Source organism: Sciscionella sediminilitoris (assembly GCF_000737195.2).
GTDB lineage: Bacteria > Actinomycetota > Actinomycetes > Mycobacteriales > Pseudonocardiaceae > Sciscionella > Sciscionella sediminilitoris.
Map to the genome: position 1 here is coordinate 38,391 of NZ_JALM01000053.1, position 13,209 is coordinate 51,599.

A 13,209-nucleotide genomic window follows, 5' to 3' on the forward strand; every position below is an offset into this window, starting at 1 on the left:
GAGCCATGGCGAGGCTGAACTACGAAGAGCTCAACAACATGACCCGGTACAGCATGCATTCGGTGTTCCGGGTCGACGGCACCCTGCCCACCGAGCGGGGCCCCGCGGGCGAGGAGGTGGCGCAGTACCTGGAATCCCTCGAGCAGAAGGACATCGTGGTGCGCGGCACCTACGACGTCTCCGGGCTGCGCGCGGACGCGGACTTCATGGTGTGGTGGCACGCCGAGCGCATCGAGGACCTGCAGGCGGCGTACGCGGGACTGCGCCGCACCGCGCTCGGCAGGGCGAGCACCCCGGTGTGGAGCCAGACCTCGCTGCACCGGCCCGCCGAGTTCAACAAGAGCCACCTTCCCGCGTTCGTCATGGGGGAGGAACCGCGCAAGTTCGTGTGCGTTTACCCGTTCGTGCGCTCCTACGACTGGTACCTGCTTCCCGATGAGGAGCGGCGCAAGATCCTCGCCGAGCACGGCATGAAGGCCCGCGAGTACCCGGATGTGCGTGCCAACACGGTGCCCGCCTTCGGTCTCGGCGACTACGAGTGGATCCTCGCCTTCGAGGCGGACGAACTGCACCGGATCGTCGAGCTGATGTGGCTGATGCGCTACACCGAGGCGCGCAGGCACGTGCGCGAGGAAACCCCCTTCTACACCGGAACCCGCACCCCGATCGCCGAGCTGGTCGCGAACCTGCCGTGACCCCCGAGGAGCTCGCCGGACTGGTGACCGGTGAGCCATCGCTGCCGGTCACCGTGCACGGCGCCGAACCCGCGCTCGCCGGGCCGTTCCTGGTCGGCACCGCGGCCGCCGCCTGTGTCGGAGCCACCACCGCGGCCATGGCGGGCTATCACGCGGAACGGGGCGGGGAACCGGGCACGGTCTCCGTGGACCTCGCGCACGCCGCGGAGTCCTTTCGCAGCGAACGCCATCTGCGGATCCTGGGCGCCGAACCGGAACCGCTGTGGAGCGGGGTCTCCGGGCTCTACCGGTGCGCGGACGGCTGGGTGCGGGTGCACGGCAACTATCCGCACCATTCGGCGGCGGCGCTGCGCGCGCTCGGTGCCGGGGACGCCGGTCGGATGACCGCGGTGATCGCCGGGATGCGCGCGGTGGCCGTGGAGGAAGCGGTGCTCGCCGCGGGCGGCGCGGCCGCGGCGCTGCGTTCCCGTGCGGACTGGCTGGCCCACGAACAGGGCAGGGCACTTGCCGGGGAACCGCTCGTCGGATTCGAGCGCCTCGGCCCGGCGCCCGCCCGCGGCGAACCGGCGGGAGCGCGCCCGCTTTCCGGGATCCGGGTACTCGATCTGACCCACGTGATCGCGGGACCGGTGTGCGGCCGGGTGCTCGCCGCGCACGGTGCCGAGGTACTGCGCATCGACGCCGAGCACTTGCCCGCGGTGCACACGCTGGTGGTGGACACCGGATTCGGCAAACGCAGCGCGAATCTGGATCTGCGCACCGATGCGGGCCGGGCGCGGCTGCGGGAGCTGGTGGGCGATGCCGATGTGCTCGTGCAGTCGTATCGGCCGGGATCCCTTGCCGCGAAAGGGTTCGGCGCGCGGGAGCTGGCGGATCTGCGGCCGGGCCTGGTCACCGTGGAACTCGATGCGTACGGCTGGCGCGGGCCCTGGGCGCGGCGGCGTGGATTCGACAGCCTCGTGCAGCTGGCCTCCGGGATCGCGCACGAGGGCGCGGTCGCCGCGGGGGAGGAGGAGCCACGTCCGCTTCCCGCGCAGGCACTCGATCACGCCACCGGCTGGCTTGCCGCGCTCGGCGCGGTCACCGCGCTGCGCAGGCGCGCCCGCGGCGGGGGATCCTGGCGGGTGCGGCTGTCCCTGGCGCGTACCGGACGGTGGCTGGACAGCTTGGGGCGCAAGGGAATCGAGGCAGCTGACGGGGAAGTCGCGCGCTATCTGACCGAGACCGGTTCGCCGTTCGGCAGGCTGGCGCATCTCCGGATTCCCGGGGGCATCGAGGGCTGTCCGCCGTACTGGGCACACGGTCCGCGGCCGCGCGGAGCCGATCCCGCCGAGTGGAGCTGAGCCGGAACGAGGTTTTCCGGGTAATCGTTCTCTTGGGCCGCCGGCGTCGTACCCCCAGCGACGACGCCGACGGCCCTGTTACCGCTGTTCGCGGATTAGTACCGCCGTCCCGGCACAGTCATTCATATTCGTGAAAACCACGCGGCGTGACAAGACCGTTTCACCTAGATTTAAGGTTCGCTAGCCACGAAGTGGGAGGTTGCGTGCACAGCCGCTACGAATCGCTACCGTCAGTAGGCGAAAGTCGTAGCGCGATGGAGTTGATGCAATACCGTTGGTCAGTGGGGGTCTGATAGCCCTCGCCCTCGAAGACGTGGCCGAGGTGGCTGTGGCAATGGGCGCACAGCACTTCGACGCGCCGCATCCCGAGCGAATTGTCCTCGCGCAGCAGTACCGCCTCGCTCTCCGCGGGGTCGTAGAAGGACGGCCAGCCGCAGTGCGAATGGAATTTCGTGGTGCTGCGGAACAGTTCCGCCCCGCAGGCGCGGCATTCGTAGACGCCCTCGGTCTCGGTGTCGGTGTACTCGCCGGTATAGGGGCGCTCGGTGGCCGCCTCGCGCAGCACGGCGTACTCGGCGGGGCTGAGCTCGCTGCGCCATTCCTGTTCGGTCTTGACGATCCGCGGACCGGGCTCGGCTTCTTGTCGCATACCGCCAACGGTACGCGCGAGCCGGTCAGCCGAACACGGCGAGCATCTCCGCGATCGCGCGTATCACGGTGAAAACCACGCCGAACAGGATCAGCCCGACCAGCAGTACCGCGGTCATCCGGCGATGCCCGGTCGCCCGGTTGGCGGAGTCGGCGAACCGGGCGACCCCGCCCAGCTGCCCCTCCACGGTGTAGGTCGGCCGTGCCTCGCGCATCCGGTGCAGGTGCTCGGCGAACGCCACCGCTTCGGGGTCCTCCGGGTCGAGGCCGAGCAGCTCGTCGTCGAAGAGCTCGCGCGGTCCCTGCGGCATGGGACCTACGGTAAGCCGGTCAGGAGTGCTTGACCAGTCCCCGGTCGATGACCACGTCCCCGTCCTCGTTCACCGTCTGGAAGGCGGTGCCGTCCCCGGTGGACCAGGTGCGCACGGTCAGATCCTGACCGGGGAACACGGGTTTGGTGAACCGGCCCTCGATGTGCCGCAACCGGCTCGCGTCGCCCCCGCACACCTCGCCGACCAGCAGCCGGGTGGTGATCCCGTAGGTGGCCAGCCCGTGCAGGATCGGCCGGTCGAAGCCCGCGGCCTTGGCGAAGGTGGGATCGGAGTGCAGCGGGTTGCGGTCGCCGGTGAGCCGGTAGATCAACGCCTGGTTCACCGCGGTCCGGAAGGAGACCTCGGCATCGGGTGCGCGCTCGGGAACGGGGGAGTCCGGATTGGCGCCCCGGTCACCGCCCCAGCCGCCCTCGCCCCGGATGAACACACTGGTGCGCGTGGTGAACAGGTCGTCGCCCCGCTCGTCGCTCGCGGTGAACGAGGTCTCCAGCAGCGCGCCCTTGGTCTTGTCGTAGAGCCCGGTCACCTCGGAACGCAGGCTGATCCTCCCCTCGGCGGGCAGCGGCCGGTGCAGGGTGAGCGCCTGTTCGGCGTGCAGCAGCTTGGTGAAGTCCACGCCCTCCAGTGCGGTGTTCGGCGGGCCGTCGAACTGGGCGAGCACGATCGCCAGCGAGGGGATCGCCTGCTGCGCGATCTCGGCGCTGTTCTCCGTGGTGAACGGCAGCTCGCGGAGCGGATCGTCCTGTCCCGCGCCGACCGCGACCGCGTAGAGCAGGCTGTCGGTGCTGCTCCAGGTTCGGTCCCACGGGCCGGTGACGGTACCGACGACATCGTGGCGCAACGCCATTGTTCTCGCTCCTTCGCTCGTTCCCGAAAAACCGAACATCGTTAGGTTTACTGTACCCTCGGCGGTCAAGGGCCGGCCCATCGGCAGGAGGGAGCGAGCGTGCCGCGACCGTCCACGCCGCTGCTCTCCGGGGCGGTGATCAAGGCGAAGGCACTCGAGATCCTGGACAGCGAGGGACTCGAGGGGCTCACCATGCGACGGATCGCCACCGCGCTCGGGGTGCGGGCGGCTTCGTTGTACGGGCACGTGGCCACCAAGGACGAACTGCTCGACTCGCTGGTCGACGATCTCGCCGCGCGGGTGGACATCGCCGATGCGCTGCGGCAGCGGGACTGGGTCGGCGGACTGCGCGCCTGGGCACGTTCCTACCGGGCACTGCTGGCCGAACATCCCAATCTGGTCCCGTTCCTCGCGCGCGGGCCGCGCAGCCGGCCCGCCTCGCTGCGCCAGGCCGATGCCATCCACGGCGCCCTGCTCGCCGCGGGCTGGCCACCCCGCTACGCCACGATGGTGGGCGCCTCGGTGAGCTATCTGGTGATCGGTGCGGCGATGACCCAGTACTCCGGCGGATTCTCCGAGGGGTTCTCCGATGACGTTCGGGTCTACCTCGACCGGTACCCGAACCTCTACGACGCGCACCGCCTGCACGCGCACGCCGCCGAGATCGACGGTGAGTCGTTCGAGGTGGCATTGGAAGCGGCCCTGGACGGGTTCCGGGCGCTGTTCGAACGGCTGAAATCCGGCTGACCACTCGGGTTCCGGGTTGCGGTGCTCACTTCGCGCGCAGCGTGCCCACCGCCGCGTTCGCGGCCTGTTTCGCGCGCTGGCACAGGAAATCCTCGCCCCTGGATTCCTCGGCGGCGTCCTCGCGGTAGAGCACGTCGAGTGCCTGGCCGCTGCGCACGCCGACGGTGACCGTGCAGAAATCCGATCCGGGCGGGGCATCGGTGGGCCGGTTCTGGAAGGCGGGCAGGCCCGCGACGGTGGTCTTGCGCACCGAGCCCGCGACCTTGCCGGGGCCGAAGAACTCGAGTCCCTTGCTGCTCACCGCGGTCAGCAGCAGGCCGAGGTGGCTCTGTTCGCTGGTGTAACCGCACATGGGGGCGTTGTCCAGCACCTCGTTGCGTGCCGGGCTGCCCTTGGCCGGCATCCCGATCGCGCTCGCCTTGGCCGCGCTGAGCAGGCCGCACGGATCGGCGCCCGCGAGGTCGATCCCGTTGCCCGCCTTGGACTGCGGTGCGGAACTGGGCGCGCTGGACAGGGCCGGGCTGCTCGGTGCCGGGGACTGCTCGGCCGGCGTGGAGTGCGGTGTTCCCGAGCAGGCCGTCGCGAGGACGGCGGCGCAGGCGAGGACGCAGGCGGACAGGGTTCGGCTGTGCACGGGCCAAGGCTAGCCGGGCGGCGAGGCACGGACCGGAATCCGCGCGCCGGGCGTGTCCGGTGCGCTCTCAGGCCGGGCAGGCGGTACTCGAACTCGGCAGCTTCGCGTGCACCAGGTAGTTGCTCGCCTTCCCGGTCGCGCACTCGGAATTCCCGAGCGCGCCGTGTCCCGCGCCCTGCCAGCCGACCCGCACCACGGCGGGGATCTGCTGGGCGACCCGCTGGGTTCCCTCCTGCGGGGTGACCGGATCGTGCGCGGTGGACAGCATCAGGCTCGGCGGGAGCTTGTCGCTGGGTTTCCCGACCGCCTTGGACGAGGGCGGCCAGGGCAGGCACAGCAGCAACCGGTGCCCGAAGGTGGCGCCGAACAGCGGATCCTTGGCGCGCCATTCCTTGACCGAAGCGCTGACCTGTTGCGGTGGCAGCCGGGCCTCGTCATCGTTGCACCCGGTCACCATGCGGGCGTCCAGCCGCGATCCGGTGTCCTCGTTGCCCTGCATCAGCGGGCGCACGAAGGCGGCGAGGCCGTCTCCGTTCCCGCCGCGGGCGCTCGCGATGGCCTTGGCGAGCTCGGGCCAGCGCTGCTTGTCCGCGAGCCCGGTCAGCACCGCGTTCACCGCCATCCCCGGCCCGATGCTGATCCCCGCGCTGCTGAGCGGTTTCGCGCGCAGCGAGCCCAGCAGGGCGGTCAGCGCGGCCCGGGGATCCGCGCCGAGCGGGCAGCCGTCCTCGCGGCAGGAGTCCGTGAAGGCGTCGAAGGTCTGCTCGGCGGTGTCCGCCCTGGTGCGATACCGGTCCTGGATCTCGGCGTTGGGATCGGGGAACCCGTCGAACACCATCCGGCCCGCGTGCCCTGGATAGCGCGTGGCGTACTGCGCGAGCAGCCGCGCACCCTCACCGCGGCCGATGCCGCTCAGGTGGGCGACCCCGAGCTTGTCCCGGAGCACCTCGATATCGCGCACCGTGTTGTAGGTGTCGAAGCTCTGCAGCGTGTTCTCCATGTCGACCTGGCACTGCTGCACGGCATCGCGCTCGGCGGTGATCAGGTCGTCCAGCTTGTCCTCGGCCGGGTCGTAGCCGAGGATCGCGGCCCGGTCGGGCTGCGGGATGCAGCCGAGCCCGTCCGAGTCGCCGGTACCGCGCCGGTCCATCCCGATCAGGGTGAAGGTGCGCAGCATCTCCGGGGGAAGAGTCGCGGCGAGCTTCGCCGCGTACACCGTGCCCGGTTCCCCGTCCACGTCGTCGAGCACGAGCAGCGGGACCGCGCCGGTGCCCGCCTTGAGCAGGCTGATCTTGGCGTTCATCATGCTCGGCACGGTGTCCTCGCCGAGCCGGGGCGCGATCGTCGAGCACTGGGCGTTGCCCAGCGGGGCATTGGACTCGGCGAGATTCCGGCGCACATCGGCGGGGCAGGGTTGCCAGGCGAGCTGATCCTGGTTGCTGCGGTCCAGCGGGGGAACGGGACGCTTGGCCGGGTCACCGGAACCGGCCGGTGCCGGAGCGGGGCCCGGGGCGCCGATGATCGCGGGCCGTGCCGAGGGGCCCGCCGTGCATCCGGCGAGCACCGCGGCGAGGAGCACGATCGCGGCGCAGACGGGCGCGTACCGCACGGTTGGGTCCCTCCCACTGAAATGTCATTGATCCACCGTCAGCTTGACATGTACACAGTGAGACGCTGGTGAGTGGGCGGTGGAAGGAGAAGGGCGAGTGGTCACGGTTACCTCCTCGGAACGGGCACAGCGGTTCTGGTCGTTCGCCGGGGAGATCCGCGAATCGGCGGGGGCGGCATGGGGCCGGGTGCCACCGCCGGCGATGATCCTGGTCGGGATCGTCTCGGTGCAGTTCGGGGCGAGCGTGGCCAAACAGCTGTTCGCGGTGACCGGACCGATCGGCGCGGTGGCACTGCGGATCGTGTTCTCGGCCGGAATCATGCTCGCGGTGCTGCGGCCCTCGCTGCGGGTCGGCAGGCAGGCCTGGCCCGCGATCATCTGCTACGGGGTCGTCCTCGCCGGTATGAACATGCTGCTCTACCAGGCGATTTCCCGGATCCCGCTCGGGGTCGCGGTGACCATCGAGTTCCTCGGCCCGCTGACCATCGCGCTGATCGGGGCGCGCAGGCTGGTGCACGCCGGGTGGGCACTGCTCGCCGCGCTCGGGGTGTTCCTGCTCGCCGAGGGCGGGCGGATCGACTGGCTCGGCGTGGTGTTCGCGCTCGGAGCCGGTGTCTGCTGGGGCGGCTACATCCTCGCGGGCAGCGCCCTCGGCAAGCGCACCAGCGGGCACGACGGGCTGGCGCTGGCGATGGCGGTCTCCGCGGTGCTGGCGCTTCCGGTCGGCATCGTGCAGGGCGGATCCGGAATATTCTCCTGGACCGCGCTGCTGGCCGGGCTCGGCGTCGCCCTGCTGTCCTCGGTGCTGCCCTACACCCTGGAACTCGAGGCACTGCGCCGGATCCCGCCGCGGGTGTTCGGCGTGCTGATGAGCCTAGAACCGGCGGTGGCCGCGCTGGCCGGGCTGATCGTGCTCGGGGAACAGCTCGGCTGGCGGCAGTGGATCGCCGTGGGCTGCGTCGTGGTGGCCTCGATCGGTTCCACTCGGAGTCGTTAGCGCCGGATCAGCGTCCCGGGGTGCGCCAGACCCGGTCGTAGTCCTCGTCCTCATCGGTGTGCTCGGCCTTGTACCGGGCCTTGCGCATCGTGGTGCCGTAACCCGGCGGGTGCCCGTTCTTGGCGAGCCGGTGGTCCACGCTCTCCACCGAATAGGCCAGCACGAACCGGAAACCCACGAGCAGGGCGAGCAGGATGGAACCGAAGGCGAGCAGTAGCGGCCCGCCGAGCACCACGGCGAAGAACACGAACAGCACCGCGAGCACCGGCAGCATCTGCACGAAGCCGCGCAGGAACACCCGCAGCAGCCAGGTCCGGCAGATGCCGTCGTGCAGCACCCAGTCCCGATACCGGGCGGGCAGCCTGCCGGTGAACTGGTAGGCCAGCCAGAGCAGGGGATTGGGGCGGCGCACGGGATCCAGAATAGCCCGCGCCCGCATACCGTCAGTGAGCGTGATGCTTGACACCCTGAGCGGGACTGCCTTAGCGTTGCGGAAATCGATTACCCGAAGTGTCGGGGAGCTCATGGGGAACGAGACGGACGGCGGCGTCCCACTTGTCGCGATGGCCGGGATCAGCAAATCCTACGGTGGCGCGCAGGCCTGCGTGGATGTCGACTTCACCATCCGCGCGGGGCAGGTGCACGCGCTGCTCGGGGAGAACGGGGCCGGGAAATCCACCCTGATGAAGGTGCTCTCCGGGGACATCACCGACTACACCGGGATGATCCAGGTCGGCGGTGAGCCGCGCCGGTTCGCCCGCCCGGCCGACGCGCAGCACGCCGGGATCGCGATGATCCACCAGGAGCTCGACCTCGTCCCCGCGCTGTCCGTTGCGGAGAACGTGTACCTCGGCCGCGAACCGCGGACCCGGCTGGGCACCGCGGACTTCGGCGCCATGGTGGCGGGCACCGCGGCACTGCTGGAGCGCACCGGGATCCCGATCGATCCGCGCCGCGCGGTGGAACAGCTGCGCACCGGGGAACAGCAGCTGGTGATCATCGCGAAGGCGCTCGCCCTCGACGCGCGGGTGCTGATCATGGACGAACCGACCTCCGCGCTGTCCTCGCACGAGGTCGAGCAGTTGTTCGGGGTGGTCGCCGAACTGCGGGCGGCGGGTGTGGGCATCGTCTACATCTCGCACCGGATGGACGAGATCGGGCGGATCGCCGATGTGGCCACGGTGCTGCGCAACGGTTCGGTGGTCAAGGAGTTCGACGTCGGCTCCATGACCTCGGAACAGGCCTCGGAGGCCATGGTCGGGCGCAAGGTCGAGGCGCTGTTCACCCACGAATCCGCGGCGCGCGAAGCCGAACTGCTCGAGGTCAGCGAGCTCCGGCTGTCCCGCAAACGCCCGGTTCCCGGGCGCCGCGATCCGCGCGGGATCAGCCTCCGGGTGCACGCGGGGGAGATCGTCGGCCTCGCCGGGCTGCTCGGCGCGGGGCGCACGGAGCTGCTGCAGACGCTGTACGGAGTGGGCGCCAAGGGACGGCTGCACGGGCGGATCCTGTTGAACGGCAAGGAATACCGCCCCTCCGGGGTACGCAACGCCATGGCGAGCGGGATCGCCTACGTGCCCGAGGACCGCCGGATCGAGGGACTCAGCCTGGACCATTCGGTGACCGCGAACAGCGTGCTGTCGACACTGTCCACGATCGCCTGGAACGGATTCCTGCGCGGCAGCAGCGAACGGGACGCCGCGGCGCGGATGGTCGAACGGCTCGGGGTGAAGACGGCCTCGGTGCGCACCGCGGTCGGGGCACTGTCCGGGGGAAACCAGCAGAAGGTCGTGCTCGGGCGGAATCTGGTCACCGAGCCGCGACTGCTGCTGCTCGACGAGCCGACCAGGGGCGTGGACATCGGGGCGAAGGCCGAGATCTACACCCTGCTCACCGAGGCGGCGAAGCAGGGACTCGGGGTACTGCTCGCCTCCTCCGAACTCGCGGAGCTGATCGGGGTGTGCGACCGGGTGGTCGTGCTGCGCGACGGGGTGAGCGTGCGGGAGATGTCCACCGCACGGCTCGGCGAGGCCGAACTGCTGGCCGTATCGATGGGCACGGCGCCGACGGACGAAACAAGGGGAGAGCACGGATGAACGCAGCGAAGGGGCTCGAGGAGCACCTGCCGGGCACTCGGTCGAACGGTGCCACGGTGATCGCCACGATATTCAAGTTCCAGAGCCTTTTCGGCCTGGTCGCGGTGTTCATCCTCGCCACGATCCTGGACCCGGCGACCTTCCCGCGCCCGGACAACCTGCTCGACGTGGTGCGCGCCTCCGCGGAGAACGGGATCCTCGCGGTCGGCATGACCATGGTGATCCTGATCGGCGGGATCGATCTCTCGGTCGGCTCGGTGCTGGGCATGGCCAGCGTCGGCATCTCGGTACTGCTGGCGCACAGCGGGTTCGGCATGTGGCCCGCGATCATCTGCGTACTCGGGGTCGGCCTGGTTTTCGGGATACTGCAAGGAATCGCGAACGCGCGGTTCAAGATCCAGGCGTTCATCGTCACCCTCGCCGGGATGCAGGTGGCCCGCGGTATCGCCCGGATCTGGTCCGGAGGGCAGGGAGTGTCGATCACCTACCAGTCCCAGGGCGGCCCGGTCTCGGACGCCTTCGCCTTCATCGGCGGCAAGACCTTCGGTGGCACCGTGCCGATTCCCGCGATCATCTTCATCGTGATCGCCGTGCTCGCCGCGCTCTTCCTGCGGTTCACCACGTTCTCCCGGCACGTCTACGCCATCGGCGGCAACGAGAAGGCCGCGCGCCTTTCCGGGGTTCCGGTGCTGCGGACGAAGATCCTGGTGTTCGGCATCTGCGGGCTGCTCGCCGCGCTCGCCGGGATCGTGCACGCCGGGCAGCTCAACAACGGTGACCCCAACGACGGGCAGACCTACGAACTGGACGCGATCGCCGCGGTGGTGATCGGCGGAGCGAGCCTGACCGGTGGACGCGGTGGAGTGCTCGGCACCGTCGCCGGTGCGCTGCTGGTCGGCGTACTGCGCAACATCCTCGCCCTGCGCGGGGTCAACTCCGATCTGCAACTGATCATCATCGGCCTGGTCATCGTGCTCACCGCGGGACTGCAGCTGCTGCGCCCCGCCTCGATGCGCGCCTGAATCCCTTCTACACGGTTGGAGAAACCCATGTCAGTACGCAAGATCGGCACCGTGGCGGCGGCCGCCGCGTGCACCCTCGCGCTCATCGCCGGTTGCGGCACCACCACCAGCGCCGACAAGGGCAGTAGCGGCGCCCCGCAGCAGCAGCCCAAATGCGGCGGCCCGAACGGGAAGTACAAGATCGGGGTCAGCCAGGCCAACGTGGCCGAGCCGTACCGCGAGCGCATGGACGAGGACATCAAGAAATACGCGAAGAAACTGCTGCCCCAGGTCACCGATGTCGACGTGCAGGACGGCCAGCAGAACAACGCCAAACAGCGCGACGACGTGAACAACTTCATCACCAAGAAGGTCGACCTGCTGATCATCAGCCCCAACGAGGCGGCACCGCTGACCCAGGCGGTCAAGGACGCCTACAACAAAGGGATCCCGGTGATCGTGCTCGACCGTAAGATCAACGGGGATCAGTACACGAGCTTCATCGGCGGGGACAACAAGGACATCGGCAAACAGGCGGGCCAGTTCGTCGCCTCGAAGCTGCTGCCGGGCGGCGGGAAGGTCGGCGAGATCCGCGGACTGGACGGCTCCACCCCCGCCAAGGAACGCTCCGACGGGTTCAAGGAAGGCATCCAGGGCAAGAAGATCGACGTCGTGGAGAGCCAGTCCGGAGAATGGGTGCGGGACAAGGCCCAGCAGAAGGCCGAAGCGATGTTCAAGGCACACCCCGACATCCAGGTGATGTTCGCCCAGGGCGACCCGATGGCCGAAGGTGCCTACCTCGCCGCGCAGTCCGCCGGGCTCAAGAACGTCAAATTCGTGGGCATCGACGGGCTGCCGATCCCGTCCGGCGGCATCAAGGCGGTCGAAGCGGGCAGGCTCGCCGCGACCTTCGTGTACCCGACCGGAGGCAAAGAGGCCATCGAGGCCGCGAAGAAGATCCTCGTGGACTGCAAACCGGTGCCCAAGAACCAGACCCTGCCGACGCAGCAGGTGACCAAGGACAATGCCGCCCAGGTCTACACCAAACTCAACCAGGGCTAGGAGCTGGGTGCGGCTTGCTTGGCGGGTCCGGTGGCGGAACCCCGCCGCGGTGCGAGCGGACAGCCGGGTGGAAAGCGAAAAGCCTCAGGCCGTGGGGTTCGAGCTGGCGCGCGGGATGAGGCGCGCGGAGAGGGTGGTTCGCGTGGGTGCGCGGGAGCTGTCGTTGACGCGCGCCAGGAGTAGTTGCGCGGCAACGGTTCCCATCTCGTAGGCGGGCTGGGCGACCACGGTGAGCGGCCGGTCGATCAGCGGTGCCCACGGCGCGTCGTCGAAGGAGACCACCCCGATATCGGTGCCCGGCCGTAAACCCGCCTCCGATATGGCGACGAGTGCCCCGATGGCCATCGCGTTGTTCGCGATCAACAGCGCATCGGGGCGCTCGCCGCCTTCCCCGGCCAGCAATTCGGTCATGGCCGCGCGGGCCCCTGCCGCGCGGAATTCGGCCCGCCGCACCAGACTCGGATCGCGGCGAAGGCGTGCGGAGCGCAGCCCGTCCCGGTATCCGGCGAGGCGTTCGTCGGCGGTCGGGATCCCGGACGGACCGGTGAGGCAGCCGATCCTGGTGTAGCCCTGCTCGGCCAGGTGCACGATGGCCTCCCTGGCCGCCGCGCGGGTGTCGACGAGCACGCTGTCGGTCGCCGCCTGCGGCAGCGGACGGTCGACGGCGACGACGGGAGTGCCGCGCTCGGTGAGGGCGCGGACATCGGTGCCCGTGCTGGTCGGGGAGAGCAGCACCCCGGCGACCCGCTCCTGCACGGCGACATCGATGTAGCGGCGCTCCTTCTCCCCGTTCTCGTCCGCGTTGCACAGCACGACCGAGTAGCCGACCGCCTGCGCCACATCCTCGACCCCGCGGGCGAGCGCGGTGAAGAACGGGTTCTCCACATCCGAGATGATCAGCGCGATCACCGCGGTCTCCTGCCTGCGCAGATTGCGGGCGAGGCCGTTCGGCTGGTACCCGAGCTCGCGCGCGGCCTGCACGACCCGTTCCACGAGCGCCGGATCCACGCTGCTCTTCCCGTTCAGCGCGCGGGACACCGTGGCGGTGGAGACCCCCGCACGGGCTGCCACATCGCTGATCGTCGCCACGGACTGCTCCTCACTGGGTGCCGGACAGGGCTCGTTTCGTGGGCTCTGAAGGGCTATTGACACCCCATCATGCACCAGCATAACGTCGTGAGTAAACGATTACCCGGGCAGG

Annotated in this window: 14 protein-coding genes; 7 read left to right on the top strand and 7 right to left on the bottom strand. The window is 69.7% G+C overall.

The features are described 5' to 3' along the window. The first annotated feature begins 5 nt into the window (after positions 1–5). Both hemQ and AD72_RS21325 read left to right on the top strand, forming a co-directional pair. Positions 6–695 carry a hydrogen peroxide-dependent heme synthase gene (gene hemQ, locus AD72_RS21320; RefSeq protein WP_031468308.1) on the top strand — a complete coding sequence of 230 codons (690 nt, stop codon included), beginning with the start codon at positions 6–8 and terminating at the stop codon, positions 693–695. Further along, positions 692–2,038 (top strand): CoA transferase, encoded by a 1,347-nt coding sequence (locus tag AD72_RS21325; protein WP_051898848.1) that lies wholly within the window; start codon positions 692–694, stop codon positions 2,036–2,038. The genes hemQ and AD72_RS21325 overlap by 4 nt, the downstream gene beginning before the upstream one ends. Before the next feature lie 214 nt (positions 2,039–2,252). On the opposite strand, the gene msrB is transcribed toward AD72_RS21325, so the two are convergent. From msrB to AD72_RS21340, 3 genes are read right to left on the bottom strand one after another with little or no spacing between them, the layout of a single operon-like run. Next, complete coding sequence (gene msrB / locus AD72_RS21330; RefSeq protein ID WP_031468310.1) at positions 2,253–2,687, bottom strand: peptide-methionine (R)-S-oxide reductase MsrB; 435 nt, start codon at positions 2,685–2,687, stop codon at positions 2,253–2,255. A gap of 25 nt (positions 2,688–2,712) precedes the next feature. Continuing rightward, positions 2,713–2,997: a hypothetical protein gene (locus AD72_RS21335; protein ID WP_031468311.1), complete on the bottom strand. Its 285-nt coding sequence runs from the start codon at positions 2,995–2,997 to the stop codon at positions 2,713–2,715. Between the two features lie 19 nt (positions 2,998–3,016). Beyond that, positions 3,017–3,865, bottom strand: coding sequence for a MaoC family dehydratase (locus tag AD72_RS21340; RefSeq protein WP_031468312.1), 849 nt, complete (start codon positions 3,863–3,865; stop codon positions 3,017–3,019). Between the two features lie 99 nt (positions 3,866–3,964). On the opposite strand from AD72_RS21340, the gene AD72_RS21345 reads away from it, so the two are divergent. Next, on the top strand, positions 3,965–4,612 hold the full coding sequence (locus AD72_RS21345) for a TetR/AcrR family transcriptional regulator (RefSeq protein ID WP_031468313.1): 648 nt from the start codon (positions 3,965–3,967) through the stop codon (positions 4,610–4,612). A gap of 25 nt (positions 4,613–4,637) precedes the next feature. On the opposite strand, the gene AD72_RS21350 is transcribed toward AD72_RS21345, so the two are convergent. Next, the gene (locus tag AD72_RS21350) at positions 4,638–5,246 is read right to left on the bottom strand and encodes a DUF3558 domain-containing protein (protein WP_031468314.1); all 609 of its coding nucleotides are present in this window, start codon (positions 5,244–5,246) and stop codon (positions 4,638–4,640) included. Positions 5,247–5,313: 67 nt separating this feature from the next. Further along, on the bottom strand, positions 5,314–6,855 hold the full coding sequence (locus AD72_RS21355) for an alpha/beta fold hydrolase (protein ID WP_031468315.1): 1,542 nt from the start codon (positions 6,853–6,855) through the stop codon (positions 5,314–5,316). A 97-nt stretch (positions 6,856–6,952) separates the two neighbouring features. Between AD72_RS21355 and AD72_RS21360 the strand changes: the two genes are divergently transcribed. Continuing rightward, complete coding sequence (locus tag AD72_RS21360; RefSeq protein ID WP_031468316.1) at positions 6,953–7,852, top strand: EamA family transporter; 900 nt, start codon at positions 6,953–6,955, stop codon at positions 7,850–7,852. 7 nt (positions 7,853–7,859) lie between these two features. Here AD72_RS21360 and AD72_RS21365 read toward each other — a convergent pair whose 3' ends face one another. After that, positions 7,860–8,264 (bottom strand): DUF5313 family protein, encoded by a 405-nt coding sequence (locus tag AD72_RS21365; RefSeq protein WP_231644921.1) that lies wholly within the window; start codon positions 8,262–8,264, stop codon positions 7,860–7,862. Positions 8,265–8,376: 112 nt separating this feature from the next. Here AD72_RS21365 and AD72_RS21370 point away from each other — a divergent pair, with 112 nt between their 5' ends. The 3 genes from AD72_RS21370 to AD72_RS21380 are packed head-to-tail and all read left to right on the top strand — an operon-like array spanning position 8,377 to position 12,008. Next, on the top strand, positions 8,377–9,945 hold the full coding sequence (locus tag AD72_RS21370; protein WP_031468318.1) for a sugar ABC transporter ATP-binding protein: 1,569 nt from the start codon (positions 8,377–8,379) through the stop codon (positions 9,943–9,945). Further along, positions 9,942–10,967 carry an ABC transporter permease gene (locus tag AD72_RS21375; protein ID WP_031468319.1) on the top strand — a complete coding sequence of 342 codons (1,026 nt, stop codon included), beginning with the start codon at positions 9,942–9,944 and terminating at the stop codon, positions 10,965–10,967. Before AD72_RS21370 ends, AD72_RS21375 begins: the two co-directional genes overlap by 4 nt. Positions 10,968–10,994: 27 nt before the next feature. After that, positions 10,995–12,008, top strand: a complete 1,014-nt coding sequence (locus AD72_RS21380; RefSeq protein ID WP_031468320.1) for a substrate-binding domain-containing protein — start codon at positions 10,995–10,997, stop codon at positions 12,006–12,008. Positions 12,009–12,092: 84 nt separating this feature from the next. Here the strand turns inward: AD72_RS21380 and AD72_RS21385 are convergent, their stop codons facing one another. Beyond that, positions 12,093–13,097 carry a LacI family DNA-binding transcriptional regulator gene (locus AD72_RS21385; RefSeq protein WP_031468321.1) on the bottom strand — a complete coding sequence of 335 codons (1,005 nt, stop codon included), beginning with the start codon at positions 13,095–13,097 and terminating at the stop codon, positions 12,093–12,095. Positions 13,098–13,209 lie beyond the last annotated feature (112 nt).

Excerpts from the sequence above, each read along its gene's own strand:
- AD72_RS21340 (WP_031468312.1), bottom strand. The coding sequence starts at position 3,865 with ATGGCGTTGCGCCACGATGTCGTCGGTACCGTCACCGGCCCGTGGGAC.
- AD72_RS21375 (WP_031468319.1), top strand. The coding sequence starts at position 9,942 with ATGAACGCAGCGAAGGGGCTCGAGGAGCACCTGCCGGGCACTCGGTCG.
- AD72_RS21380 (WP_031468320.1), top strand. The coding sequence starts at position 10,995 with ATGTCAGTACGCAAGATCGGCACCGTGGCGGCGGCCGCCGCGTGCACC.
- msrB (WP_031468310.1), bottom strand. The coding sequence starts at position 2,687 with ATGCGACAAGAAGCCGAGCCCGGTCCGCGGATCGTCAAGACCGAACAG.
- AD72_RS21370 (WP_031468318.1), top strand. The coding sequence starts at position 8,377 with ATGGGGAACGAGACGGACGGCGGCGTCCCACTTGTCGCGATGGCCGGG.
- AD72_RS21335 (WP_031468311.1), bottom strand. The coding sequence starts at position 2,997 with ATGCCGCAGGGACCGCGCGAGCTCTTCGACGACGAGCTGCTCGGCCTC.
- hemQ (WP_031468308.1), top strand. The coding sequence starts at position 6 with ATGGCGAGGCTGAACTACGAAGAGCTCAACAACATGACCCGGTACAGC.